This is a genomic window from uncultured Capnocytophaga sp., assembly GCF_963525585.1.
In the GTDB taxonomy this organism is placed as follows: domain Bacteria; phylum Bacteroidota; class Bacteroidia; order Flavobacteriales; family Flavobacteriaceae; genus Capnocytophaga.
Genome location: NZ_CAURLX010000035.1, coordinates 1 through 24,684 on the forward strand (window position 1 = coordinate 1; position 24,684 = coordinate 24,684).

Consider the following 24,684-nt stretch of genomic DNA (forward strand, 5'->3'; position numbering starts at 1 on the left):
AACTTTGCTCCAAGTTGTTCATTATATTTAATTGTTTGGAATTCAATCAAATATATGATTTTTTAATCAAATGAACAACTTTTTTTATTTTTTTAAAATCAAAATGCACAACGGGTTTATAAGAATGATTTTCTTTTTTAAAAGAAGTTTAACTATAAAATATAAAAAGGTATTTTTGTAGTTTTGGCACGAAAATTGCTATATCCCTAAATGAAAAATAAAAATATATTATTACAATGAAAAAAATTCTATTAGCAAGCATTGCTTTAGTGCTAGCTTCTTGTGGGGAGAAGGCTCCTTATGAAGGTACTTATGAGGGTACATTTCCTTGTGCAGACTGTGATGGTATCAATGTTAGCCTAACCATAGGCAAAGATACTTATACTTCAGAGGAAGTAATGGAGGAACTTACAGATAAGGATAATGGAACCGTTAGCTACGATGCTCAAAATAAGGTGCTTACTCTTATTAGTGAGAAAGAAAATGGTAAAACACAACAATACCAAGTAAAAGAAGATGGTTCTATTGTTTTCTTGGATGAAGGTAAAGAAATTACAGGAGAACTTGCTCCGTATTATATTCTCAAGAAAAAATAGGAGTGATTCCCATATATAAAAAGCTCCCATGTATTTACAGTCTTAAATACATGGGAGCTTTTTAATTCACAAAATCTAATAAGTAATAGAATAGAGGCTGTCCGAAAAGTTTTTTGGATAGCCTTTAAGGAAAAAAAGAGGCTACCTAGATAAAAAAGTAGCCTCATTTTTTTGGTGTTTTACCACAAATTTTGTAACTTCGTGGGTGAGAAAAAAAACACTATGGCAAAGTTACAATTTAAAAATGAACCTAGCAATAGCACCGCTTTTTGTGTAGTTAATAGAGCGTTAAAGTCGTATTATATTGGTAATCAAAGAGGGGGGGGGCGAGTCGCCCCTGACATTTTTTTCTTGGGTTAAAAAATAAATTCTCAGAGGGTGTGAAGGTGCGAGCCGCACGGGCGATTTTTTTCTTTTGAGGTTAAAAAATTGTCAGGAGGTACGAAGCCGCACTGGGCATTTTTTTCTCATAAAAATAAATTCTCAGAGGCGAGTCGCCTCCGCCTCCCCCTGTGCGGGCGATTTTTTTCTTTTTAGGTTAAAATATTCACTTATTATTAGTTATCAAGGGAAAGTACCTCCTTATATATTTCTTACATAAACATTACATATATAATAAAATTGATTGTCAAGTATTTATAAATTTCTTACATATAATCTTACATATTTCTTACATATAATTTTTTATATTCATTCATATAACTTATTTATTACCAGTGTTTTAACCCGATTAGAGCAAGACAATCCGTAACTCTAAGTTCGGGTTCGGCTTGCTATTTTCATACATTCATTTTTTCGCCTGAAAATGCCCTTTTAAAACTCATATTTCCATTAAGAATTCTACCGATTTCTAAGACCTCTATATTGCTAATTTTTTTAAGAATTGTAATTTTTCTGATACAAGATTTTTCTATAGAAAAACAAATGAAAGATTTAGAATTGTAGAACCTTTTTGTAATTTTTATTTGTTTTTTTCTATAATAATTCCTATCTTTGTACTCTAATTTAATATTTAAATTTATGGGAATTATTGCAACTCTTATTATTGGAGCTATCGCAGGTTGGTTAGGAGCAACTATTTACAAAGGTAGCGGATTAGGTCTTATTGGGAATATCATTGTTGGTCTTATTGGAAGTAGTGTTGGATATTGGCTTTTAGGAAGTGTTTTAAAAATCTCTCTTGGAGAAGGATTGATTGGTTCTATATTGACAGGAGCTGTTGGAGCTATTGTTATTTTATTCTTGATAAATTTGATATTTAAAAAGAAGTAGTAATAAGTAAAAGAGCATATATCAAAGAGAAAAAAATAAACGACTATTACTTCTAATATTGAAATCCATTTTATAACGAAAAATCCTCGAAAAAGAATACTTTTCGAGGATTTTTATTAGATGTTTATTTCTTAGAACTACCTGCTTGCGTTAGCAGTCCAAGTCTTTCCATCTGTAGTATACAGAATGTACAATGAAGATGCCGTTATTCTAATTATTTTTAGACCATCTTGAAAATCAACGTTTACTAAATTGTTATCTCCTTCTTTTTTGAAGCTAACTCCTTTTAGGTCTTCAATTCCATCTGAAAAACGGAAATAGTAATCATTTCCAGCTTTAACAACTGTTACAGAACCATTATCAGCAGATTTTTTATCTTTACCAGCTAAATAAGATATTTTACCTTTGTATGTTCCTACAAAAAGGTCATTATCTGCCGGATCGTCTTTCTTACTACAAGAAGTGAAAGATAAAGCTACTATTGATAAACAAATCAAAGTAACTACAGTGAAAATTTTCTTCATACTTAATAAAATTTAAAATATTAGTGTTTAATTCAATTGCTTTTTAGCTTCTTTTTTCATAGAAGCCAATTTTTTTTCGAGTAAATCAATTAGGTCTTCAGATTTATAGTTGGATTCTGATAAAAGACCATCAACTTTTTCTTCTAAAGATTCCTTTATATCCATTGATTTTTTACGTAGAGTCTTTGTAAGACTTTCTAGTTGTTCTTTCAATTCATCAACCTTATCGCTTACAGAATCTTTGATTTTTTTACGTGTGTTTTTTCCTTTGTCTGGTGCAAAAAGAATGCCCAAACCTACTCCTACAACTGTTCCAGCTGTTAATCCTAATAATGTGTATGATATCTTAGACATAGTTCAAAAAATTAGTTTTAAGTTTGTTTTTACCTCTGTATATTTGCAAAGTTACGAATTTAAAATGAAAAAAACAAATTTTTGATTATTTTTCTCATTTTAAAAGACAAAAAGTATGATTTAAATAACAAGATATTTTTTATATACTCAATATATTCTATTTTAAAGTAAAAATAAATTCTCAGAGGGTGTGAAGCCACACGGGCAATTTTTTCTTTTAGGAATAAAAATAAATTGTCAGGGGTGATTCACCTCCCACACGGGCAATTTTTTTGCTAAAAAATAATTCTCAGAGGGTACGAGCCGTACAGGCAATTTTTTGTTAGAAATAATTGTCAGGGGTGACTCACCCCCACACGGGCGTTTTTTTGCTAAAAAATAATTCTCAGAGGGTACGAGCCGTACAGGCATTTTTTTGCTAAAAATAAATTGTCCGAGGCGACCCGCCTCCGCCTCCGCCCCCGACTCGCCTTTTCTTTTTGCGCGGAACTTTTTTCTTTTCTTTATTTTTTTTTCATTTTTTAGCCAAAGGATTTTCCCTTAAAAAAATAAAATAAAAAAATTTCTTTTTCCATTTTTAGTCAAAGGATTTTCATTAAAAAAAATAAAATAAAATTTTTTTTCACTTACCTTGTGGAGAGGGTGAGCGTCCTTATATAGACGCTCTCTCATTATCATTTATATGTACATTTATATTTACATTATCATTTACATTCTCATTAAGGAGGCAATTGCTTTTTTTGCTTTTTTTTGCTTTTTTATCCTTTGCAAAAAATTGATTTACAATGATTTATATTGTATCTGTTTGAAGTGGTATTATAAAAATAAATTCTCAGAGGCGAGTCGCCTCCACACGGGCAATTTCTTTCTTTTTAAGGTTAAAAAATTGTCAGAGGGTGTGAAGCCACACGGGCATTTTCTTTCTTGAACTAAAAAAAAATTGTCCGAGGGTGCGAGTCGCAAAGACAGTTTTTCCCTATAGGAATAAAAAATAAATTGTCAGGTGTTTTTCTCAGAAAGCAATTGCTTTTTTTGCTTTTTTACTCTTTGCAAGAATTTGATTTACAGTGATTTATATCGTATTTGTTTGTAATAGGGTGATAAGAATAATTACCTGTGCGGGTGCGAGTCGCACCGACGTTTTCTTTCTTTTAGGAATAAAAAAATAATTGTCTGAGGCGACCCGCCTCCCCCCGCCTACTTAACAGTCGATAACAAATAATTTGCCTCCTTTTAACCTCTTCTTACCTTGATTTTCCGCCTAGAATGTCGTACCTTTGCACCGTAATTGAAACCTAACTATAACACTTTTTTATTCACTTATGAAACAAGAGGCTCTCTCTATCTTATGGGATATCGCTCAGGCAAACCCCATTACACAAGGCGATAAGACCCTTTTCCCCGCCGTTAGGGAACAAATCGCCGCCATTACACTCCTTGCCAAAATCGCTGAGTGGGACAATGAAGATACTACAGAATTAGAACAAAACAACTTAAATGTAGTTCTCGGAAAAGAACGTGCTGACCTGCTGGCTTTTACCCAGTTCACTTTCCCTAGTTTTGCCCCTGCTGGATTTCATCAGTATTACTACCGCACCCTGACGGATTTTGCCTTAGGGCGTATCCAGAAGCTGATGATATGTATGCCCCCTCAGCACGGCAAGAGTGAGGGCGCCACCCGTAGGCTCCCCGCCTTTCTCCTAGGGCTCAACCCTCACAAGCGCGTGGCTATCGTCAGCTACTCCGCCGCCAAAGCGCGTAAGTTCAACCGAGAACTCCAGAGGGTAATCTCCTCCACTGAGTACCACCAGCTATTCCCCAACACCCGCCTAGCACACGATGCCCCTACCCCTAAGGGCTCTTGGGTACGCAATGCCGACGAATGTGAGTGTGTAGGCTTCTCAGGAGGGTTCAAGACCCTTGGCGTAGGAGGCGCACTCACTGGCGAACCCGTGGATATCCTCATTATGGACGACCTCTATAAGGACGCCAAAAGCGCTTGGTCGCCCACCATACGCGAACGCATTTCTGATTGGTACGAGACCGTCGCTCATACCCGATTGCATAACCTCAGCCAGCAACTCCTTGTAATGACACGGTGGCACCCCGATGACCTTGCCGGAAAGCTCCTCGACCAAGAAGGTACCTATCACCCCGAGAACAACCCTCAAGGGTGGCACCTCATTACCTTCCCTGCCATCAAGGTAGGAGCCCCCTCTGCTACCGACCCCAGAGCCGAAGGAGAACCCCTATGGCCTGAAAAACACGCCCTACAGAAGCTCCTCGCCTCTCGTAAGCGCAACCCTCAGGTATTCGAATCCCTCTATCAGCAAGACCCTAAGCCTCAAGAAGGACTGATGTATGAGCCTTTCACTGAGTACAACCCTAAAGAGAAGCTACCCAAAGGTACTAGAAAAGCCTATATAGATACCGCCGATACGGGTGCTGATTACCTATGTGCTATCTGCTATATAGAAGCCGACGATGCGAACTACGTCCTCGACGTACTCTATACACAGAAGCCTATGGAACAGACCGAAACTGCCGTCGCTGCCCTACTGAAAAAACACCTCATTACCCACTGCCTTGTAGAGAGTAATAATGGCGGACGTAGTTTTGCCCGCAACCTCGAGCGTATCTGCCTAGAGATAGGACACGCCACCATCCGCGTGGAAACCTTCTACCAGCGCGCCCATAAGGCTACCCGCATCTTCACCTACGCCGCTTCTGCCCCCTTACTCATACAGATGCCCATAGGATGGAAAGAACGCTTTGCCGACTTCGCCCGTGACCTCACCGGATACCTACGCACCGGCAAAAACCCTCACGATGACGCCCCTGACGCCCTCACTGGAACCCTAGAAGCCAGAAATCCCCGCAAGTCCAACGCCTCCGATATCGCCACCCTCTTCGGCAGAACCCTCTAAAAAAAACCCCTATGAATGATTTTGTTGCCCAACTCAAGAGCGGACGTTCCCTCCCGCTCCCTGACCTCGACTCCGCTCGCAAAGCCCTTGACCTGAAAGCTCACAAGGTGCTTAACCCCGCTATCCGAAGGGATAAGCACGTAAGCGAACAGATTGACGGGGTAACCACCACCCGTATAGAACCCGTAGCACGCATCGCCTTGCCACTGCAAGAGCTCATCATAGGGCGCGCCGTAGCTTTCCTATTCGGAAACCCCGTAGCCTACCTCGCCAACCCCAAAGACCCTCAAGAACAGCAGGTATTCAAGCACCTAAAGCACATCCTCTTACAGGCAAAAACCGATTCCCTCAACCGACGTATCGCACGCAACGTGATGAGCTATGGAGAGTGTGCGGAACTATGGTATCCTGTACCCCTGAATAGGCACTCTTCTAGAGGAGAAAATACTACCCTATTTACTCTTAAGTGTACCCTACTATCCCCCACATTAGGGGACACCCTATATCCTTACTATAATGAGGTAGGCGATATGGTAGCCTTCTCCAGAGAATACAAAAGGGTAGGTGCTCCTGACACCTACTACTTCGAGACCTATACCGCACATCTGCATTACCTTTTCAAGCAGGTCAATGGGCAGTATATCCCCGTAGAGGGATACCCTAAGGCAAACCCTATCGGAAAAATTCCCGTCATCTATGCTTGCCAAGAGGGACACGAGACCAAGGGAGTAGATGGACTCATTGAACGGCTCGAACACCTGCTATCCAACTTCGCCGATACCAATGACTACCACGCCAGCCCGAAAATATTCGTCAAGGGTACCATCCACGGCTGGAGCCAGAAGGGCGAATCGGGCGCTGTCATCGAGGGGGATAAGGAATCTTCTATGGAGTACGTCTCTTGGCACAATGCCCCTGAGTCGGTCTCCCTAGAGATTGACACCCTGCTAAGGCTCATCTATACCCTTACCCAGACTCCTGACATCTCCTTTGAGAGCGTCCGCAGGGTAGGGGGCATCTCTGGCGTAGCCCTCAAGCTCCTTTTTATGGACGCCCACCTGAAGGTGCAGTACAAGCGTGAGATATTCGACGAGTACCTCGCCAGGCGTATCAACGTCCTCAAAGCCTATATCGCTCAGCTACACCTACCCCTTAAGGATGCCTGCGACTCCTTAGAGGTACAGCCCGAGATTACACCCTATAGCCTCAATAGCGAGGACGAACAGCTGGACTACTGGCTCAAAGCCTGCGGTGGCAAGCCCCTGATATCACACCAAGAAGCTATCGCACGCGCTGGCATCGCTCAAGAACCCCTAGAGGCGACTCGCCTCTGAGAATTATTTTTTAGCCTTTTAAAAAGAAAAAATCGCCCGTGTGGGAGGCGACTCGGTGCGAACCGCACAGGTAATTATTCTTATCACCCCAAAAAGAAAAAAATTGTCAGGGGCGACCCGCCCCCGTACCCTCTGAGAATTTATTCTTAACCTCAAAAAGCAAAAACTGTCTGTGCGACTCGCACTGGCTTCACACCCGCACAGGTAATTATTCTTATCACCCCAAAAAGAAAAAAATGTCAGGGGCGACCCGCCCCAAAATTGTCAGGGGCGACTCGCCCCCCCATTTATTTAATCTTTAATAGCAAAACAATGTCTTTTATCACTGCACTCATTCTTTTCTTCAGTTTTGAACAGCCCATCTCGTGGCGCGATAGGCTCCATTACCTCTGGCAACTCCTCTGGCAGAGTACCCCCCTGATTGTCCTCTATAAGTACCTATGCGCGTGGCACGAACACCACCAGAGCTTCCTAGGTGCCCTCCTGTGTGTATGCCTCCTCCAGATGTGCGTAGGGGCTATCTACCACCTCCGCAGAGGCTCTTTCCAGATAGACCGTTTCTTGATGAAGAATTCCCTGATGCTCCTACAGATAGGCGCTGTATACCTCCTTCTCGCCTCCTTGGAAGTACCTCTGGGTGATTCCCTCGTCACTGAGGTCTTCGAGAGCTCCCTACAGGCAATGACCCTATTGTATCCCGTGAGCAAAGCCGTCAAGCATATCTTTATTCTATCCAAAGGAAAATACCCGCCACAGTGGATTATCGCTGCTCTCTATCAATATGAAAAAAATGGCAAACTCAAAGATTTCTTCCAGAAGTTTAACTAATACACTCCCTATATGATTTATTACCTCAACCATACCCCTATAGCCTCCTTAGGCATCTATATCACCCAAGTAACCGGACTATATGACCTCTCCTCCTCCAATGCGCCCCCTATCACCCTCAAGGGGTACCTACACCTCCCTTCCCAAGCGGATGCCGACGAGCAGCTATCCCTCCTAATCGCACTGCTGAGCAACAAGGAACCTATCACCCTCAGGATGATAGACCCCTCACATAAGGAAAGCTCCTTCCTTGTCAAGTGCCTTCAGCACTCCCTACAACCCCCTATCACTACCCAGCCCCACTATCTGGCTCCCCTGACCCTTACGTTCAAAAAAATTACCCCACATCTCTCGGCGTAGGGCAATTAGTGAAAAAATTTTAATCGATGAGATTTCCAACAGCTTGGTGTCAATGATTATTAGTACTTAAATCTAAATAAGGCTTGTCTGAAATCCGGCACAAATGTAACTATTTTATACAAAAAAAAAAAAAAAACACGTTTTTAACTTACAATTAACTTAATTAACAGCTACAGAAGTTAATTTTATTTTATTAACATTCATTAACAAACAATTGTTTTGTATTTAACCTCTAAAAATTTGTTTGTTGTTGTTTATTGTCGTATCTTTGCATCGTTGAAAAGAATACTTCTTAGGGGCGGGTCGCCCCAGACAATTATTTCTAGCCTTTTAAAAAGAAAAAATCCCCTGCTGGCGCAAGCTTGTAGCTTGTGCCGAAAAAAAACGTCTGTGCGACTCGCACCCTCAGACAACTATTTCTAGCAAAAAAAATCGCCCGTACGGCTTCGTACTGGCTTCACACCCTCGGACAAATATTATTAGCAAAAAAATTGCCCGTGTGGCTTCACACCGGCTCGCCCCCACTCTTATAACACCCTTATATTATGAATCCTATTTTAGAAAACACCTCCGAACAAACGTCCATAGAGGAGACCCCTACTATGGAGCCTACCCCTCTTACCGAGACACTTGCCGAGCATATCGCCCAGGCTGTCGCCCAAGCCGTCGCTCCCCTACAGAAACAAATAGACCACTACCAGAGCCAGCAACTCCAGCAGACGCGCACCCTAGCCCTCAAGGACGCCCTTACCCTCTGCCAAGACCCTACCTTCACTCAGCAGACCCTCAAGGACTTCGCCCTGATGCAATTCCCCTCTCAAGAGGATTTCGAACACTTCCTCCGCGAAAAACAAGCCGATATCCTCCTAGCCAACCAAGCCCTCTCTCACCGAGAACTCGCCAGCGAAACACCCCCCTTACAGCCACACAAGGACAACCCTACCCTCTCCAAGGAAGTGGCCCTATACCTAAAAGCCCAAAAACAACCCGAAATCTTCTCCGGCAAAAAACTCCTCTAAAAACCTCTCTCCCCCCTGACAATTTATTTTTTTAGCCTTTTAAAAAGAAAAAATTGCCCGTGTGGCCTCACACCGGCTCGCACCCTCAGACAACTATTTCTGGCAAAAAATTGCCCGTGTGGCCTCACACTCTTAAAGAAAAAAATTGTCAGGGGCGACCCCCCCTTTTAATTTTTATATTTATGCAAAACTCTCTTATGGTCGGCCTCACCCAAGCCGATATGCAAGCGGTCGTAAGCACTTATGACCTTAATGACTTCTACTACCCTACCCTCTTCCCTCTGCGGGAGACCCACCTACTCACTTGGAAGATGATTGAAGCACACGCTGGCATCCGCCTCGCTGCCGACCTCGTCTCCCGTGGCAACCCCCTCACCCCCAAGGCGCGTACCTCTGCCACGAAGCTATCCGGTGAAATCCCTAAAATCTCTATCGCACGCGAGAAGAATGAAACCGACCTGACCGATTATGACCTGATGATCGCCAGCGCCTCTCCCAATACCCCCAATACCGCTATGGTCGAAGCTTGGGCGGAAGATACCCGCTATTGCTGGGAAAGTATCGCCGCACGTGCCGAGTGGATTGCCTTACAACAGATATCCCTTGGAAAGGTAGCCTTCACCGAGGAGAATAACGCTTCCACTATGAATCAGTTCAATGTCGATTATCTCATCCCCGCAGCTCAGAAAATCGGCGTCGCCACCCCTTACCACACCACCACCGACGGAAAACCCCTCTCCAAGGACTTCCCTAAAGCCCTCAAGATAGGCAGAGATAAGCACGGCGTTCAGTACAAATATGCCTTTATGAACATCGATACCTTTGCCAAGCTCATCAACCAAGACGAGGTCATCAAGAACTGCGCTTCCCTACTACACTCCGTTGCGGGCATTTCCAACACCCCCGACCTCAGTACCCTCAACGCTTTCCTTGCCCGACGTACCGAAATCTTCCGAGGACTTCAGATTATCCTTATCGACCAGAATATCACCCTCGAACAAGCCAACGGAACACGCATTACTGGCAATCCTTTCGCTGACGATGTCATCCTCTTCTCCGAAAGCAAAACCCTAGGAAACACCTTCTGGAAAGCCCCTATCGACCTGAAACTCCCCGCTTCCGACACCCTCAAAGTCCTACACGGACATACCCTTATCAAAAAATACGCTAAGGAAAACCCCGTCAAGGAAGTTACCGAAGGAATCGCCAACCTTTTCCCTACTTGGAACCTCGCCCCTCGCTCCCTACTGATGCAAATCAGTAGCCAAAACTGGAACCTGAACTAACCCAATGCCTATGACCAATCAAGAATATCTCCTCAAGTCACTCCTAGGCTGTGGCATCCCTCAGGAAACCATCGACCTGATGCTCCTAAAGGAAAACCTCCCTCCTCAGGGGGAGGTCTCCATAGGAGATTGTGACTTGGCTATGTACAAGCACTTTTCCTTACTCCTGAGCGCCTCCGCTCATAAGGTCGCCCAAGGCGATTTCTCCCAATCGTGGAACCTCGACGCTCTCAAGGAGTTCTATACCGCCCTCTGTTACGAACTCAATAAGCCCAACGTCCTCTTCCCTAAACCTCCCAAACCCACCCTACATAACCGTTCTTATCTATGGTAAAGGGGGGGGCGGGTCGCCCCTGACAATTTATTCTTATAGTTCATAAAAAGAAAAAAATGCCCGTGTGGCTTCACACCCCGTGCGGGAGGCGACTCGGTGCGAACCGCACAGGTAATTATTCTTATAGTTCATAAAAAGCAAAAATTGCCCGTGTGGCTTCACACCCCGTACGGCTCGTACTTCACACTCTTATAACACTCTTAAAGAAAAAAATTGTCAGGGGCGACTCGCCCCCCGTACGGCTTCGTACCTTATAACACTCTTAAAAGAAAAAAAATTGTCAGGGGCGACTCGCCCCCCGTACGGCTTCGTACCTTATAACACTCTTAAAAGAAAAAAAATTGTCAGGGGCGACTCGCCCCCCTTAAAAGAAAAAAAATGTATCCTCATTATCTCTTCTACTACGACCTCCCCCAGAGCCAGCAGGACGACCAAGGTTGCTGGAACGCCCCTACTCCCTCACTGCGACTACACGCTCGCTGTAGGGAACAGGTCAATGCCAAAGGACAACAGGCTTTCCTCGCTGGCGCTTCTTTCCGACGCATACAAACCGCCAATAGCTCCTTCCATCGCTTCTCCTCTATCGTTTTCCTTCCCAGAAGCACCCCGCCACTGCCCGTAGGAACCCCTATTTGCATCTGTGAAGACCCTCAGGGAAAAAGAATCCGATGCCAAGGACAAATCCAAAAATGGGACACCAACCCCTTCCATTCCAGACTATGGCTCTAATCCTTCCTTTATGTTACAATGCGCTTCTCTCCTTTTCAATGCACTCTCTCCCATCAGAGAACAGCTCTCCGGAGGTATCTTCCTAGAATCACGACCCGAAGATAGCCACCTTGAGGATATCCTTATCAGTACGCATACCTATACGGATACCTCACTACCCTATAAAGCATACTCAGAAATACACCTGTATGTACCACATTTGATGGTATCTATAGATGGAAAAGAACAATATACCCCTCACCTATCACGTATAGATACCCTTGATAAATCCCTTTACACCCAATTAAAAAAACTATTTATCCCCGAAAAAGCCCTCTGTATAGAAAAGCGTATACTCTCTCATTTTCCTCAAATACAGCAGTCTGCCCTCTCTTACCACCTCATTTGGTACCTCCTTTCCAACTAATTTTGTGTTAAATAATGCAGTTCGTGAAGTAATGAATACAGTTCGTGTTCAAAAATGCCCTTTTTTCCTATTGACCCCTTGACAAAGAAAAAAAAAGAACTACCTTTGCACCAGAATTAAGAAAAAATGTTCTTTGAATTTTCTGACAGCTTTATCTAAAAATAAAGTTCTTTATATAGTAATTAGATTTTTTTTGCGTTTTAATTTTTCTAGGAAAACAAGAGGGTATCTGAAGTTTGCTCCAGATAGCCTCTTGTCACTACCTAAAAGCAAACAAAATATTACTATACTAACAATGTTTATTCTCATCAATTCATATCTTAATGTATTTTTCTTGTTGTTAGTAGTGAGTAGTTGAGAACAACTACTTACCCACTAACCAAGATAGTAAGGTATCAGATACGAATAAACATTCCTGAATACGCCAAGTTTTCATCTCTTTTTAATAAATAATTAGATTTTTTTGCGTTTTTATTTTAGAATTGGGAAAAGCGTAGGGGTGCTTTCCTGAAAGAGCACCTCTGCCTATCCTGATTAAAAACAAAAAAAAACAAAGAGAATGATTCCCTTTGCAATTTTTTCATCTCTTTATATATTTTTATTTTATTTGTGTTTTTTAGCTGAATTTGTCTTTTAGGCAGTTCCTTTTTTTACCAACCAACTACAAAGATACTCTTTCGTGATCCTTACGCTAAAGCAAGGACTTTCGTGAAACAAAACAACTGAACACTTCTTTTGAAAAAAAACTACTAAACAATTACTTATTTAATCACGGAAGAGTCCATTCTTTGTTGTCCCTGACAATCTATTTCTTTTAACCCTATTAAGAAAAAAACCTGCTAGCGGAAAAAACCGCCTGCTAGCGCAAGCTTGTAGCTTGTGGTGCGAAAAAATGCCCGTGTGGGAGGCGAGTCGCCTCGGACAATCTATTTCTATAAAGTTCTTAAAGCAAAAACCGCCCGTGTGGCTTCACACCTCACCCCTGAGAATTTTTCTAGCCTTAAAAAATGCCTGTACGGCTCGTACCTTGTGCTGAGAAAAAAATGCCCGTGTGGCTTCACATCGCAAGCTTGTAGCTTGTAGTGCGAACCGCACAGGTAATTATTCTTATACCCCCTGCTAGCGGAAAAAAATGCCCGTGTGGGAGGCGAGTCGCCTCGGACAATCTATTTCTATAAAGTTCTTAAAGCAAAAACCGCCCGTGTGGCTTCACACCTCGCACCTCGTGCCCTTTGTAGAGCTTTAAGCTCTTCTCTATAATAAGCACGAGCTAGCGGAGGCGGGGCAAAAAAATTGTCAGGGGCGACTCGCCCTGGCTTCACACCTCGCACTTTATTTTTTGTTCATCTGTGCCATATAGAAGCCATCATAGCCTTCACTTGCCCAGAGGGTCTGTTCTTTCACCAGCTGAAATCCTTTGCCGGCTTCGCTCTCAAGGAATGCCTGCACCTGTCGCTGGTTCTCACTCGGCAGGATAGAACAAGTAGCATATACGAGCTTGCCTCCTGCTTTGGTCAAGGCGCTATACTGCCTGAGTATCGCCTGCTGGGTGGTACGTACCTCATCGAGGAATGCTTCGGTAAGCTTCCACTTGGCATCGGGGTTACGCCTGAGCACCCCCAAGCCTGAGCAAGGCGCATCTATCAGCACTCGGTCGAAAGTGCCCGCTTGGCGCTTGAGATATTTGGTATCTATCTCCCGCGTCTCTATATTGAACACCCCATTGCGCTTAGCTCTTCGCGAGAGCTCTTGGAGCTTCTGCGGATAGATATCCATAGCCACTATCTTTCCTTTGTTCTGCATCTGCATAGCTAGGTGGAGGGTCTTCCCTCCTGCTCCTGCACAGCAGTCGGCTACCTTCATCCCCGCACGCGCTTCCACCATCGGAGCTACCTGCTGGGAAGAGACGTCCTGCACCTCAAACCACCCTTGCTTATAGGCTTCACTCAAGAATACATTCGCCCGTGAAGCTAAGACTAACGCATCTGGCGACCCTTCTACTACACTACACGGATAGCCTTCCCCTGTGAGGGCTTCTTGGAGAGCTTCCCTGCTCACCTTCAGCGTATTCACCCGCAAGGCTACTGGTGCCACTTGGTTCAGCGCGTGTAGCTCTCTTGTCCATACCGCTTCGCCTAGCTCGCTCACCCCTAGTGCGTCCAGCCAGTCCGGTACCGATTCGCGATATTTGCGCACCTGCGAAAGCTCCGCAAATCGCCCCTTGATACGTCGCTCCGGAGTCTCCTCAAAGTACCAATCCGGTAGCGGAATACCCCTGAGCACCGCCCATACAGCGAACACACGGCGAAAGCTCACCACCGTCAGCGGTGCGCTCACCTGCGCTATCTCCATATATAGCCGCTTGTAGCGTACCAGCTCGTAGAGGGTCTCGGCGATGAACGCCCTGTCCTTACTCCCCCAGCGCTTATTTCGCTTAAGGAGACGCTCTATGACCTTATCGGCATAAAGACCATCATTGGTAATCTGTAGGAAGCCATCGGTAACGGCATCCACTAGGTTTCTATGTAATTTCATTCGTTCTTGGTTAATATATCACGAACTTCAAGGAGTAATCCGCTCCCAAAAGCTCCACCCAGCCACAGAGTACCCGCTCGGCAAGTCCCTCCTGTACAAGGTACTGGCTGTATTGTATAAAAAATTCCTCTGGATAGTGGTCGAAAACAAAAAAATGTCCCTCACTCCTGAGCTGGTGCCGTATGGCTATCTCCCCTAGGCAGATATTAGCTAGGGTATAGACAAATACCGCCGGACTGGCAGGTTCCCCCGCCTCTAGCGCCTGCTGATGTACCAAGTCCGTATCCAAGCTCCCCGAACGGTTCGCCAGCACTAGCGCCGTACCTTCCTTCTCGGTAGCACTATAGCCCATCAGTAAGTACTCTGCCCCTAGAAAAGCCAGCTTGCTGAGCTTGTCCATCTTGAAAAACTTCGGGTAATTCAGCTCCAAGTGCCGGTAAGCACCCTTGGCAAACGAAGAAAAGTCCTCACCCGTTGCGGTGAAGACTTCCTCTCCATTTAAGTATATGCTTTCTTTTTCTATTCGGCAATTCATTCCTTCTATCCTAAAGCGTTGGCTCCCGAAACGATTTCCAAAATCTCGTTGGTAATGGTCGTCTGCCTTGCTTTGTTATAAGTAAGCTTCAGCTGGTCTCTCAGCTCCGTAGCGTTGTCCGTAGCCTTGTGCATCGCAGTCATTCGAGCCCCGTGTTCTGCCGCTAAGGAATCCCTGACAGCTTTGTATAGCTGGAGCTTCAAGGACTTAGGGATTAAGGACGCTACAATCTCCTCAGAGGAAGGCTCATAGAGGAATTCGGTATCGGTAACGGTGTCCTCCCCTGCCGAAAGTGTCAAAGGTAGGAATACCTCTTGGGTGAGTATCTGCGTGGCTACATTCTTAAAACTATTGTATATCAGCTCTATACGGTCGTATTTTCCTGAAGTGTAATACTCCATTAGCTCGCTGGCTAAGTCCGCTACCTTTGCATAGCTAAGGTGGTCGAAGAACCCTTCCTCATAACGCTCTACTTGACCCGTCTTGCGCAAGAGGTCGTTCCCTTTCTTCCCTAGGGTTACCAGCGATACGGTCTTATCCTTATAGGTAGTCTCCATTAAGGAAAGACAACGCTTGATTACTGCCGAATTAAAACCGCCACAGAGACCCCTATCCGAAGTAATCGCCACGAGCAATACGCGTTCCTCCCGCTCACGAGCAAGGTAAGGAGAATCTGTCCCCAATGCACTCTTGAGCGACCCCAATAGGGTACCCAAGGATTGGGCATAAGGCTTCATAGCGGCGATAGCGTCCTGTGCTTTCTTGCTCTTAGCTGCAGAAACCATCTTCATCGCACTGGTAATCTGCATTGTTGAATTGATGGAGGTGATTCTACTACGAATCTCTTTTAAGTTCGCCATATGCTTTATCTACTAATTCTTTTTGCGGGACAAAGATACAAAATAATTGTCAATTAGCAATTATTAATTACTAATTTACCTATCTTCCCACTCATTTATTTTTTTACCCCCTCCCTACCCTTATGTTATAAGAAAAAATTTAAAAATATGTCTCCTAAAGATTTTATCCTCAAGTACCGCCCTTTTGCCTTGACAACCCAAGAGAAAACGGGCATCTCTCACCTCTTTATCCTTGCCCAAGCAGCCCTAGAAACAGGCTGGGGTACTCACGCCCCTGGCAATATGTTCTTCGGCATCAAAGCCCCCAAGAACACCCCTGAGCACCTCAGGCAACTCCTCAAAACAACCGAAGTGCTCCCCTCGCCTGATAAGAAGAACGCCTTCCCTGAAGTCCTATCCATCTCTGAAAGAACCGACGGAAAGTTCCTCTATATCGTCCGTGACTGGTTCCGTAAGTACAACTCTCCCGAAGAGTCCTTCACGCACCACGCTCAACTGCTCTCAGCCAACAAAAGGTATGCCCCTGCTATGCTTCACAAAGATGACCCCTACCGCCTCGCCCGCGAAATTGCCAACGCTGGTTATGCAACCGACCCTAACTACGCCCAGAAATTACAAAAAATCATATCCCTTATCTCTCAAAACCTATGAAATACCTAATATCTCCCCTGCTGCTCCTATCCCTTGCCTGCGCCCCCAAAAAACTACAGACCTCCCAGACGCAAGCCTCTCAAGAACAACACCAAGCACTACAACTACACTCCTCCCGCTCCGATTCCCTTATAAGCCAAGCCTCACAATCCCTACAACAGCACACCCTTAGCTGGGAAATATCCCTACAACCCGACCCCAATACCCATATCTCCCTGAAAAAAACAAGCCTCCTAACCGCCCAAGAATCCCAAGAATCTCACCAAGAACATTCCTCTGAGGAACATTCAATAACCCAACAACAGCACTCTAAGCAGCACTTCCATAGCCATACCCACTACAAAAAGAAATCCCCCTACTCCCTATGGGGGGTACTCCCTATTTTCCTGCTGTTCTCTGCCTTAGGATACCTCTTGCTCAGATATAGAAAAAATACCAACTGTTAATTCTTTAGCTCTTTTCGTTAATTAAATCCTTATATTCAAAAAAATATTCTACTTTTGCAATCAATTAAAGTACTTATATTTAATATTTATTTTTTTATGAAGAAATATTTTTTGTATAGCATCGCCTCTATAGGCACCGTTCTCTTAGCTACTGCCTGCCAAGAAAACACAAAAAAAGAAACCGCTCCCGCTAACAACCTGAGCCTCAGCCAATCCACATCCGACCACTTTACCCTAACCGGAAAAGCACCTCAACAAGGGCAAGTAGTCCTATACCAATACAAAGACCGCACCTATACCCCCGTGGATTCTACCACTATCCAAAATGGCGTATTCCAATTCCAAGGAAAGCTCTCCGAACCCCTAGTCTATGCCATCCGGCTCAATGGAAAGGGTCCTCGCATACATTTCTACTTAGAAAATGCACCCCTACAGGTAACCCTCAATCCCGATTGGGGCGTGGAGCACCTCTCCTCTACCGAGAACACCCAGTGGTTTCATAGGTATAACACCCTTGCCCAAAACAATATGCTTGACCTCCAGCAGGAAATCAAAGAAGCACCTGCCTCACCTGCTCTAGCTTACTTCCTCGCTCGGCTGGCTTACCAATATGACTACCCTACCCTCGTAGAACTCCGCAAAGCACTTGACCCCGCTCTCAATAATAACCCTTACCTCCAAGAACTCGATGCCTCCTTGGAGCTCCTCAGTAAGGTACAGCCCGGCGCGCAAGCTCCTGATATCACCCTAGAAGATGCTCAAGGAAAAAACATCTCCCTAAGCCAATTGCGTGGAAAGCTCGTCCTTATTGATTTCTGGGCTACCTGGTGCCCCGACTGCCGTAAGGGAATCCCTGAGCTCAAAGCGCTCTATGACACCTATAAGGACAAAGATTTCACCATCCTAAGCGCCTCCTATGACCACGACCGCAACGCCTGGCAACAGTTCATCCAGAAAGAACAACTCCTATGGCATCACGGAATTGCACCAGGCGACTGGAAAAGCGATGCCGGACGCACCTACGCCATCCGTTGGCTCCCCACAGCTATCCTTATCGGTAAGGACGGACGCATCCTAGCACGCTCTACCAAGCTCAGCGAACTTATCCCCGTCATTAAGGAAAATCTATAAGAGCCAAGCGCTCCTATCACATACCCTAAGCGGTCATAAGTAATTACTTATGACCGCTTATATATCCCTCTCTATCACCTATCCTCCGCTAGCGCAAACTTGTAGCTTGTGCTGAGAAAAAATCGCCCGTACGGCTTCGTACCGCAAGCTTGTAGCTTGTGCTTAATAAAATTGCCTGTACGGCTCGTACCTTATAACACTCTTAAAAGAAAAAAATGCCCGTACGGCTTCGTACCTCCTGCTGGCGCGAGCATTCTGCTCGTGCCCCTGTTAGGCAAGCTTGTAGCTTGTGCTGAGAAAAATGCCCGTACAGCTTCGTACCTCGTGCTCTTTATGGTAGAGCTTTAAGCTCTTCTCTATAATAAGTACGAGCTACAAGCTCGCACTAGCCGAGGCGACTCGGTGCGAACCGCACAGGTAATTATTCTTATAACACTCTTAAAAGAAAAAAATGCCCGTACGGCTTCGTACCCTGTACGGCTCGTACCTTATAACACTCTTAAAAGAAAAAAATTGTCAGGGGCGACTCGCCCCCGTACGGCTCGTACCTCTTTAATTATTCAGCAACTATTTCTGGCACGATTTTTGTGTTTTATACTGTGAATTAACAACAACCAATGAAAACTTGGTAATTAAAACGTAAAAAGATGAAAAAATTCGCAATGTTGATAGCGCTAGCTGTCGCTTCTGTTACCTCTTCTCAGGCACAGGATTTAGGAGTAAAAGCAGGGTATAACTTTGCTTCCCTCAGTGGAAAAACAGTAGAGGCTTCCAATGTAAAGGGTACTAGCGGCTTCTATGCCGGAGTCTTCCTAAACCTCCCTATAGGAGATGTCCTCGCCCTACAGCCTGAACTCCTCTACTCTCGTCAGGGAGCCAAATGGGAATACTCATTACTTAACAAGCAGTATGAACAACGTATCCAGATGGATTACCTCAATATCCCTGTGATGGCTCAGGTGAATCTAGGACCGCTTACCCTACAGGCAGGACCTCAGTTTGGATTCTTGGTAGGGAAGCCTCAAATTTCTTACCATACAGGCAATAATAGCGCTTCCACTGCTGTGGATAAGAGTGCTTATGCTTCCTTTGACTTCGCAGTAGGGGCAGGACTCGCAGTACACCTAACGAATCATCTCTTCGTTGAGGCTCGATATACGCATTCCTTAACCAACGCCTTTGACAAAAACAACACTTCTTTGCGTAATGCCTCTATCAGTAGGGAGAATGATTTTAAGAACTCCGTCCTATCCTTAGGACTAGGCGTCTCTTTCTAGGGATTCAGTTCAGCCCATTTCTCTCGGGATACCTGTATACGCATCCCGCCTTGAAGCCAGATGTACGGACGATTCACCCGTATGATATGACTGCGGTTCACGATCGCCTTACGTGTGTGCGCCACAAAAACGTGTAGTTGATGGCTCTGACAAAAACGCAGAATCTCCTCCCACGTCTGTTTCAAGTATATCGTCTCTGACGAAAGCGTATGCACCACTTTCAGGCGCGGATTATTATCATCCTGCAGAAAACAAAGAATGTCCTGAGGCACTATTCTCACTTGTTGCTTCAGGTCATTCTCTATAAATACAGGCGTACCCTCTGCCCCCTCTGCTAGCGCTTCTGCCTCTCGTATATACTCCTCTAAGTGCTCCGTAAGGTTCTGGAAAATAGGCTTTACTATATACTTCCTCACTAGTGGAAACTCATTGAAGACAATCTGAGGAATCTCCGGATTCTCACTCTGATACCCTGTGAAAAAGATAATATAAGGCTTATACAGAGGTATTTGGTGAATATGGGTCAATATCTGGTAGGCATTCCCGCCACGAATACTCCAATCCGAGAATATCAGTTGCGGACGTGCCTTATCTATCACTGCTAAGGCTTCCTCTACTTCATCTACAAAACCTACCGCTCGCCATTGCAGGTAACGCTTCATACGCTGTTCTATATTCTTCCAGATACTACGGTCGTCTTCTATGACCAGATAAGTGTATTCAGATGCGTTCATAGTCAATATCTTTTTTCAGTTGAATAATCGTTAAGGTGCCTGGGTATTTATCCCTTTCTTTAGGACAATCTGGACCGGAAAGTGGTGCAGGCGAATTCATATCTATAGTAATGGCTTTAGGAAAATGCTTATTGATAATCTTGAGAATACGTTCTAGGTTCTTCAAGCCGGTACCGTGCCGTACCCCCTCGTATTTCTTGGAGTTCTCCACACCTACCCCATTATCAGTAACACTGATGCCATACAGCTTCGGACGATCCCAGAGCGCTATTCGCAATACATAAGGAGCCTCGCGCCTATGACGGAGCCCGTGCAACAGCGAATTCTCTACAATGACCTGCAATAATCCCATAGGTATGAGAAAATTATCCGGTATCGCCCCAAAATTCTCTAATTTTACCTCCAATTCCGGCAAAAATATCTCCTTTTGGATGGCTATCGTGTTCTCCGTAAGCTTCCATTCCTGCGCAAAAGGGATAAAAATAGATTTTTCCTTGGAAAACTGATGCATTATATTGATATTCTCCCCTATATGCGAGAGAATGCGTTCCGCGTGAGGCTTATCATAAAGCTCTGCTCCCAAACTATTGAGCGCATTGAGCATAAAGTGCGGTCGGAATTGCTTCCCTAAGGTCGCTAAGTTCAGCAAGGCGATTTCTTTCTCCTGCTTATCTATCTTCTGTAGGTTATGCATCAGGTAAAATCCCGCTAGCATAGGTATCAGAAGGACTATCACCCACAAGAACGGATTCTGCCAGATGTACTCCTCTACCTCTATCGGAAACTTATATTCACTGACCGTACCATCACTCTGGCACACCCATACCGAGAAAATGTACTTCCCTGAGGAAAGATTCGCAAAATGATACTGTGTTTCCGTCGAGACGATTCCTTGTGGTTGCGAAGAACTACTATCCCCTCCTTTCTTGATAAGGCTAGTGAGCATATAGCGTGGCAGATTATCTCTACTCTGGTAATCCAGCGTAATCTCTATCGTATTCTCATTGGCAGGAATACGAATAGGCTCCTCCTGCCTTACTTGTAGTTCCCGCTGTACGGTCTTGACGGTAATAGAGGGCTCCACCTGAAAGGTAGGCGCCGAGAGCCAACGCTCTATATTCCACTTATACAGAACATTCAGGGCGGCTATCCATACATTCCCCTCTACCTCTATATCAGGGATAATCCCCCGGCGAGTAATAGGCGTACGCAAGGACAATTCTTGAGGGTTTAGCACTCGTACCCTCGGGAGCTTCCCCTTACGGAAATCGGCTAAGGATAGTACCATTATACGTTCCGTAGTCCCTACAATCAGGTTATCCCGCCACTGGTTCATCGCTACAATAGGCGCTTGCCCCCCTGTGAATAAGGGGTGCGTAATGCGTTCGAAGTCTTCCGTTACTAAGTGATGTGGGTCTTTACCCTTATAATAATATAGCTGCCCCTTATCTGTCCCTAGCCAAATGCGCTTCTGGTCATCACAATAGATAGAAAAACCCTTTAGTGATATACTATCCTTCTGGTATAGGTAGCTATTGGCGCGGTCTTTCTTGGGGTCATACACCGAAAGCCCTGTAAGGGAGATCACCCACAAGTTCCCTTCTTTATCCTCGGTGAACTCCCTAGGGTTCTCTAGCGTCATCCCTTTCTTCCCTCCCAAGTGCTGCCATTTTACTTGCTTGTTCTCTAGGTCGGCTATTTCCTTATAGGCAATGCCTTTTGGATACCCTACATATAGCCGTTGCCGACCCGATAACTGAGACAGATAAGAACTTGAGGCGGCCAAAGTATCATTTATTTGCGTATAAGTCTTCTCATCGGAGAAGAGGTAAAGCCCCTTATGCGCCGTATGGAAGAGTACCTTGTTCCCTATAGGAGTAGCGCCATTAATCATCTGAAAGTTCCTAATAGTACTTTCCTTAAGGGTCTCTCCCTGTAGTATCGAAAAACCACCATTATAAGAACCTAACCACACCCTACCATCAGGGCTCTGGGTAAGGGCATAAAGCCCATCACTATTAGTCCCATTGAATAACCTCGGATAGATACGTATATTCGAGAAAGAGCGTGCCAAAGAACTACTAGTACCTATATATATACTCTGTGAGTCCCCACTATAGGCATTATAGTAGGTGTTGCGGATAACCGTTGTCCTGAAGGCTACCTGCATTTCATTCGCCAGGTCATATATCGTAACCGTATTGTTATCATTATAGGAGTAGTATCTACCTGGGTAATATATATCTGTTTTATTACCTGAGAGTACTTTCGTACGTACCCCGTTTAGGTATCTATATAGTACTCCCCCATCCTCTTGCGTATAATAGAAGTATTTTGGAGTGATAAAGTATTGGGGTAAGAACACAAAGGGATAGGTTATTGTATCGGTATGTATACCCTCTATATCGGCAATATCTATAGAGTGAAGCTGTACCTTATCCTCCATTACGTGGAAGCTATAGGCACGATTATTGATGTTGATAGCATATATAGGATGCAAGGCTGTCTCTATAGGAGTCAGGGATACCCCATCATAGTGCATTAGGGTATAAGTGTGCTCCATAGAACGCTCTATAGTGAAGAATAAGGATTTATCTACTTGGGTAAAATACCTGTAGCGGGTATGCTCCCCTCCTATTTCTATGGGAATCGCATCTCCTTTCTTCTGCTCCATACATATCCCCCTGTCAAAAGCATAGAATCTACGCCCATTCAGTCTATAACACCCTTGGAAGAGCCCCCACTTGAGTACCGCCTCCTTACCCTTGCATAGCTCAAGCATACTTACCTGCGTATTCCCTAGCATACTCAGGCGGTTAGGCTCAGGAGAAAAAAACAACCCGCCTTCCGAAGATACTTGTAAAGGATAATAGGTATTATAGAAATCTACCCCGAAGTTATAACGATTGTACTGGAATACACGGTTCTCCCATAAGGGCAGGGACTGGGCGCCTCCCGTGTATAGCCCCAGCAGATAGAATAAAAATAATATAATCCTCTTATAATGAAGCTGTTGCGTTTTCACGATGCTTTTCTTTGCGTTTTCATTGGCAAAATTAAACAAAAATTTAATTTTTAACAAGAAAAAAATATTTTTTATTCTTTCACAACCACAAATTTATAAAAACATTTTCTATAAACTCCCACTCCCCTACTAGCAGGAGGGAACCTTCTCTCTTACGGCTATTCTGTGACTATAGCCTGTACCTACAGAAACGTTTAACTTACAGAGGAATTACTTAAAAATACCGCCCAATCATCCTCCTCACTGTCATAGCCAATTACTTTCTCCTTGTACTTATTGCCAAAGATATATTCCTTTACAAAAGTATCGAAATCAACCTCAAAACCCTCCATCCCTTCATAGCTATCGGCAGGGAAAATTACCTGTTGGGTGTGTTTGTCAAGAAAAAGGGGTTCATACAGCAACTGCCCTATTTCATACCACGAAGGCTGTTCGGCAGGAACGCGATATTGGTTATCTAACAGTTCCTCTGTACTCCACAGAATGATATCGCCAAAAGAGCCACCATTGCAAAGCTTTAAAAAAGCACAATGTGCAGGAGCTATGAGTTGTAACACCTCTGGGGAAATATTTTCAGCTCCTTCGGGGATTTCGCCTATGAGTATGGCATCGGGCAATGTGGCTAAGCGATTTCTGTAATGGGTAATAATAGTTTCTAAAGTCATTTTCAATCAATTATCCAAACATTTGCGCATCATTGAAATTCTCACCGTCAAACCCTGAGGCGATAAGCGAGTGCCCTAAGAACATATCGTTGTCATCAAAGAAGACTTCTACGTCTTCGCTGTAAAACAAGAAACTTTGCAAATGAAGGGCTTCCATAAATTCCTCTTTAGTAAGCTCAGGTTTATCGGGATCATCCTCGTCATCATCACCAAAACGCCAATTATCATTGTAGAGTTCTAAATATTTCTCGGCAATACATTCTTTAGCTTTGGGCAGAAGGGTGTTTATCTCACTGAAAAAAGAGTTCATCAGCTGTTCTACCTTTTCAGTTTCGCCTTCATCTTCCAGTATGATGCTTATGCCTAATTCTTCTCCGCCAACAACCACCGTTCCTTCGTAAGAAGTAGGGTCATCACTGTCCTGTGTAAAATCTGTAATTTTATAGGATTTCATAAAGTAATCATTTGAAAGGGCAAAAATAAGGATCTTTTGAAGATTCACAAAGTTCCTATATATTTTCCTTTAAAAAGAAAAATCCCCTTGCATTACAAGGCAAAAGGATTTCTTTGAGTTTTTTTAAATGAAGCTGTTTAAACTTTTTTAGAGAAGTAAAAATTTCCGAAAATTAGTAATTTTGTGTTTGAGAAAAAACACTAAAATTCAGGAACTTTGGGCAAAGATACAATAAATAAATGGATTATTTCCTTTTTAAGTGTAGGAAAAAGAGGACACCAGTTCAACCTGCAAGTGCAATTTTTAAATATCAATTTTTTATATAAAACTTATCTTTTTTCAAAGAGACTTCATCAAAGAAAGAAATGTCTTTTATCTCAATACGATATATAATATTGTACG

25 protein-coding genes are annotated in these 24,684 nt (G+C 44.0%); 16 read left to right on the forward strand and 9 right to left on the reverse strand.

Annotated elements, in window-relative coordinates; genetic code table 11:
• Nucleotides 1-236: 236 nt before the first annotated feature.
• Both RYK20_RS08265 and RYK20_RS08270 read left to right on the forward strand, forming a co-directional pair.
• Nucleotides 237-596 carry a copper resistance protein NlpE N-terminal domain-containing protein gene (locus tag RYK20_RS08265; RefSeq protein WP_314895069.1) on the forward strand — a complete coding sequence of 120 codons (360 nt, stop codon included), beginning with the start codon at nucleotides 237-239 and terminating at the stop codon, nucleotides 594-596.
• 1,020 nt (nucleotides 597-1,616) lie between these two features.
• Nucleotides 1,617-1,868, forward strand: coding sequence for a GlsB/YeaQ/YmgE family stress response membrane protein (locus RYK20_RS08270; protein WP_311457514.1), 252 nt, complete (start codon nucleotides 1,617-1,619; stop codon nucleotides 1,866-1,868).
• Between the two features lie 137 nt (nucleotides 1,869-2,005).
• Here RYK20_RS08270 and RYK20_RS08275 read toward each other — a convergent pair whose 3' ends face one another.
• Nucleotides 2,006-2,392 (reverse strand): hypothetical protein, encoded by a 387-nt coding sequence (locus RYK20_RS08275; RefSeq protein ID WP_311457516.1) that lies wholly within the window; start codon nucleotides 2,390-2,392, stop codon nucleotides 2,006-2,008.
• A gap of 27 nt (nucleotides 2,393-2,419) precedes the next feature.
• Nucleotides 2,420-2,746, reverse strand: a complete 327-nt coding sequence (locus RYK20_RS08280; RefSeq protein ID WP_311457518.1) for a YtxH domain-containing protein — start codon at nucleotides 2,744-2,746, stop codon at nucleotides 2,420-2,422.
• A gap of 1,322 nt (nucleotides 2,747-4,068) precedes the next feature.
• Here RYK20_RS08280 and terL point away from each other — a divergent pair.
• The 9 genes from terL to RYK20_RS08325 all read left to right on the forward strand — a co-directional run bounded on the left by terL (nucleotide 4,069) and on the right by RYK20_RS08325 (nucleotide 11,969).
• On the forward strand, nucleotides 4,069-5,673 hold the full coding sequence (gene terL, locus RYK20_RS08285; RefSeq protein ID WP_314895070.1) for a phage terminase large subunit: 1,605 nt from the start codon (nucleotides 4,069-4,071) through the stop codon (nucleotides 5,671-5,673).
• 11 nt (nucleotides 5,674-5,684) lie between these two features.
• Nucleotides 5,685-7,007: a phage portal protein gene (locus tag RYK20_RS08290; RefSeq protein ID WP_314895071.1), complete on the forward strand. Its 1,323-nt coding sequence runs from the start codon at nucleotides 5,685-5,687 to the stop codon at nucleotides 7,005-7,007.
• Nucleotides 7,008-7,319: 312 nt separating this feature from the next.
• Nucleotides 7,320-7,835, forward strand: a complete 516-nt coding sequence (locus RYK20_RS08295; RefSeq protein WP_297979858.1) for a hypothetical protein — start codon at nucleotides 7,320-7,322, stop codon at nucleotides 7,833-7,835.
• 12 nt (nucleotides 7,836-7,847) lie between these two features.
• Nucleotides 7,848-8,195 carry a hypothetical protein gene (locus tag RYK20_RS08300; RefSeq protein ID WP_314895072.1) on the forward strand — a complete coding sequence of 116 codons (348 nt, stop codon included), beginning with the start codon at nucleotides 7,848-7,850 and terminating at the stop codon, nucleotides 8,193-8,195.
• Between the two features lie 545 nt (nucleotides 8,196-8,740).
• On the forward strand, nucleotides 8,741-9,214 hold the full coding sequence (locus RYK20_RS08305) for a hypothetical protein (RefSeq protein ID WP_314895073.1): 474 nt from the start codon (nucleotides 8,741-8,743) through the stop codon (nucleotides 9,212-9,214).
• A gap of 221 nt (nucleotides 9,215-9,435) precedes the next feature.
• The gene (locus tag RYK20_RS08310) at nucleotides 9,436-10,500 is read left to right on the forward strand and encodes a major capsid protein (RefSeq protein ID WP_311457356.1); all 1,065 of its coding nucleotides are present in this window, start codon (nucleotides 9,436-9,438) and stop codon (nucleotides 10,498-10,500) included.
• Between the two features lie 10 nt (nucleotides 10,501-10,510).
• Nucleotides 10,511-10,834 (forward strand): DUF6706 family protein, encoded by a 324-nt coding sequence (locus RYK20_RS08315; protein ID WP_314895074.1) that lies wholly within the window; start codon nucleotides 10,511-10,513, stop codon nucleotides 10,832-10,834.
• Between the two features lie 378 nt (nucleotides 10,835-11,212).
• Nucleotides 11,213-11,563 (forward strand): hypothetical protein, encoded by a 351-nt coding sequence (locus tag RYK20_RS08320; protein ID WP_297979847.1) that lies wholly within the window; start codon nucleotides 11,213-11,215, stop codon nucleotides 11,561-11,563.
• The gene (locus RYK20_RS08325; protein WP_314895075.1) at nucleotides 11,475-11,969 is read left to right on the forward strand and encodes a hypothetical protein; all 495 of its coding nucleotides are present in this window, start codon (nucleotides 11,475-11,477) and stop codon (nucleotides 11,967-11,969) included. The genes RYK20_RS08320 and RYK20_RS08325 overlap by 89 nt, the downstream gene beginning before the upstream one ends.
• A gap of 1,332 nt (nucleotides 11,970-13,301) precedes the next feature.
• Here the strand turns inward: RYK20_RS08325 and RYK20_RS08330 are convergent.
• The 3 genes from RYK20_RS08330 to atpG are packed head-to-tail and all read right to left on the reverse strand — an operon-like array spanning nucleotide 13,302 to nucleotide 15,899.
• Nucleotides 13,302-14,504 (reverse strand): class I SAM-dependent methyltransferase, encoded by a 1,203-nt coding sequence (locus RYK20_RS08330; protein WP_314895076.1) that lies wholly within the window; start codon nucleotides 14,502-14,504, stop codon nucleotides 13,302-13,304.
• A 10-nt stretch (nucleotides 14,505-14,514) separates the two neighbouring features.
• Nucleotides 14,515-15,039, reverse strand: coding sequence for a 3-oxoacyl-ACP synthase (locus RYK20_RS08335; protein ID WP_297979840.1), 525 nt, complete (start codon nucleotides 15,037-15,039; stop codon nucleotides 14,515-14,517).
• A gap of 5 nt (nucleotides 15,040-15,044) precedes the next feature.
• Complete coding sequence (gene atpG, locus RYK20_RS08340) at nucleotides 15,045-15,899, reverse strand: ATP synthase F1 subunit gamma (RefSeq protein ID WP_297979838.1); 855 nt, start codon at nucleotides 15,897-15,899, stop codon at nucleotides 15,045-15,047.
• A gap of 147 nt (nucleotides 15,900-16,046) precedes the next feature.
• On the opposite strand from atpG, the gene RYK20_RS08345 reads away from it, so the two are divergent.
• The 5 genes from RYK20_RS08345 to RYK20_RS08365 all read left to right on the forward strand — a co-directional run bounded on the left by RYK20_RS08345 (nucleotide 16,047) and on the right by RYK20_RS08365 (nucleotide 19,404).
• Complete coding sequence (locus tag RYK20_RS08345; RefSeq protein ID WP_297979835.1) at nucleotides 16,047-16,550, forward strand: glycoside hydrolase family 73 protein; 504 nt, start codon at nucleotides 16,047-16,049, stop codon at nucleotides 16,548-16,550.
• Nucleotides 16,547-16,996, forward strand: a complete 450-nt coding sequence (locus tag RYK20_RS08350; RefSeq protein ID WP_314895077.1) for a hypothetical protein — start codon at nucleotides 16,547-16,549, stop codon at nucleotides 16,994-16,996. The genes RYK20_RS08345 and RYK20_RS08350 overlap by 4 nt, the downstream gene beginning before the upstream one ends.
• Before the next feature lie 96 nt (nucleotides 16,997-17,092).
• Nucleotides 17,093-18,127: a TlpA disulfide reductase family protein gene (locus RYK20_RS08355; RefSeq protein ID WP_314895078.1), complete on the forward strand. Its 1,035-nt coding sequence runs from the start codon at nucleotides 17,093-17,095 to the stop codon at nucleotides 18,125-18,127.
• A gap of 171 nt (nucleotides 18,128-18,298) precedes the next feature.
• On the forward strand, nucleotides 18,299-18,475 hold the full coding sequence (locus tag RYK20_RS08360; RefSeq protein ID WP_314895079.1) for a hypothetical protein: 177 nt from the start codon (nucleotides 18,299-18,301) through the stop codon (nucleotides 18,473-18,475).
• A gap of 299 nt (nucleotides 18,476-18,774) precedes the next feature.
• Nucleotides 18,775-19,404, forward strand: coding sequence for a porin family protein (locus tag RYK20_RS08365; RefSeq protein WP_314895080.1), 630 nt, complete (start codon nucleotides 18,775-18,777; stop codon nucleotides 19,402-19,404).
• Here the strand turns inward: RYK20_RS08365 and RYK20_RS08370 are convergent.
• From RYK20_RS08370 to RYK20_RS08385, 4 genes are all read right to left on the reverse strand, one after another.
• Complete coding sequence (locus tag RYK20_RS08370) at nucleotides 19,401-20,138, reverse strand: response regulator (protein WP_314895081.1); 738 nt, start codon at nucleotides 20,136-20,138, stop codon at nucleotides 19,401-19,403. The two genes, RYK20_RS08365 and RYK20_RS08370, sit on opposite strands and share 4 nt — an antisense overlap.
• A complete protein-coding gene (locus tag RYK20_RS08375; RefSeq protein WP_314895082.1) occupies nucleotides 20,125-23,202 on the reverse strand; it encodes a histidine kinase in 3,078 nt (1,025 codons plus the stop codon). Before RYK20_RS08375 ends, RYK20_RS08370 begins: the two co-directional genes overlap by 14 nt.
• A gap of 155 nt (nucleotides 23,203-23,357) precedes the next feature.
• Complete coding sequence (locus RYK20_RS08380) at nucleotides 23,358-23,828, reverse strand: hypothetical protein (RefSeq protein WP_314895083.1); 471 nt, start codon at nucleotides 23,826-23,828, stop codon at nucleotides 23,358-23,360.
• A 10-nt stretch (nucleotides 23,829-23,838) separates the two neighbouring features.
• Nucleotides 23,839-24,330, reverse strand: a complete 492-nt coding sequence (locus RYK20_RS08385; protein ID WP_314895084.1) for a DUF2262 domain-containing protein — start codon at nucleotides 24,328-24,330, stop codon at nucleotides 23,839-23,841.
• Between the last annotated feature and the right edge of the window lie 354 nt (nucleotides 24,331-24,684).

Coding starts and splice junctions, on each gene's coding strand:
- RYK20_RS08350 (WP_314895077.1), top strand. CDS start 16,547: ATGAAATACCTAATATCTCCCCTGCTGCTCCTATCCCTTGCCTGCGCC.
- RYK20_RS08280 (WP_311457518.1), bottom strand. CDS start 2,746: ATGTCTAAGATATCATACACATTATTAGGATTAACAGCTGGAACAGTT.
- RYK20_RS08330 (WP_314895076.1), bottom strand. CDS start 14,504: ATGAAATTACATAGAAACCTAGTGGATGCCGTTACCGATGGCTTCCTA.
- RYK20_RS08305 (WP_314895073.1), top strand. CDS start 8,741: ATGAATCCTATTTTAGAAAACACCTCCGAACAAACGTCCATAGAGGAG.
- RYK20_RS08265 (WP_314895069.1), top strand. CDS start 237: ATGAAAAAAATTCTATTAGCAAGCATTGCTTTAGTGCTAGCTTCTTGT.
- RYK20_RS08345 (WP_297979835.1), top strand. CDS start 16,047: ATGTCTCCTAAAGATTTTATCCTCAAGTACCGCCCTTTTGCCTTGACA.
- RYK20_RS08335 (WP_297979840.1), bottom strand. CDS start 15,039: ATGAATTGCCGAATAGAAAAAGAAAGCATATACTTAAATGGAGAGGAA.
- RYK20_RS08355 (WP_314895078.1), top strand. CDS start 17,093: ATGAAGAAATATTTTTTGTATAGCATCGCCTCTATAGGCACCGTTCTC.
- RYK20_RS08275 (WP_311457516.1), bottom strand. CDS start 2,392: ATGAAGAAAATTTTCACTGTAGTTACTTTGATTTGTTTATCAATAGTA.
- RYK20_RS08310 (WP_311457356.1), top strand. CDS start 9,436: ATGCAAGCGGTCGTAAGCACTTATGACCTTAATGACTTCTACTACCCT.
- RYK20_RS08290 (WP_314895071.1), top strand. CDS start 5,685: ATGAATGATTTTGTTGCCCAACTCAAGAGCGGACGTTCCCTCCCGCTC.
- RYK20_RS08300 (WP_314895072.1), top strand. CDS start 7,848: ATGATTTATTACCTCAACCATACCCCTATAGCCTCCTTAGGCATCTAT.
- terL (WP_314895070.1), top strand. CDS start 4,069: ATGAAACAAGAGGCTCTCTCTATCTTATGGGATATCGCTCAGGCAAAC.
- RYK20_RS08315 (WP_314895074.1), top strand. CDS start 10,511: ATGACCAATCAAGAATATCTCCTCAAGTCACTCCTAGGCTGTGGCATC.
- atpG (WP_297979838.1), bottom strand. CDS start 15,899: ATGGCGAACTTAAAAGAGATTCGTAGTAGAATCACCTCCATCAATTCA.
- RYK20_RS08320 (WP_297979847.1), top strand. CDS start 11,213: ATGTATCCTCATTATCTCTTCTACTACGACCTCCCCCAGAGCCAGCAG.
- RYK20_RS08270 (WP_311457514.1), top strand. CDS start 1,617: ATGGGAATTATTGCAACTCTTATTATTGGAGCTATCGCAGGTTGGTTA.
- RYK20_RS08365 (WP_314895080.1), top strand. CDS start 18,775: ATGAAAAAATTCGCAATGTTGATAGCGCTAGCTGTCGCTTCTGTTACC.
- RYK20_RS08295 (WP_297979858.1), top strand. CDS start 7,320: ATGTCTTTTATCACTGCACTCATTCTTTTCTTCAGTTTTGAACAGCCC.
- RYK20_RS08380 (WP_314895083.1), bottom strand. CDS start 23,828: ATGACTTTAGAAACTATTATTACCCATTACAGAAATCGCTTAGCCACA.
- RYK20_RS08370 (WP_314895081.1), bottom strand. CDS start 20,138: ATGAACGCATCTGAATACACTTATCTGGTCATAGAAGACGACCGTAGT.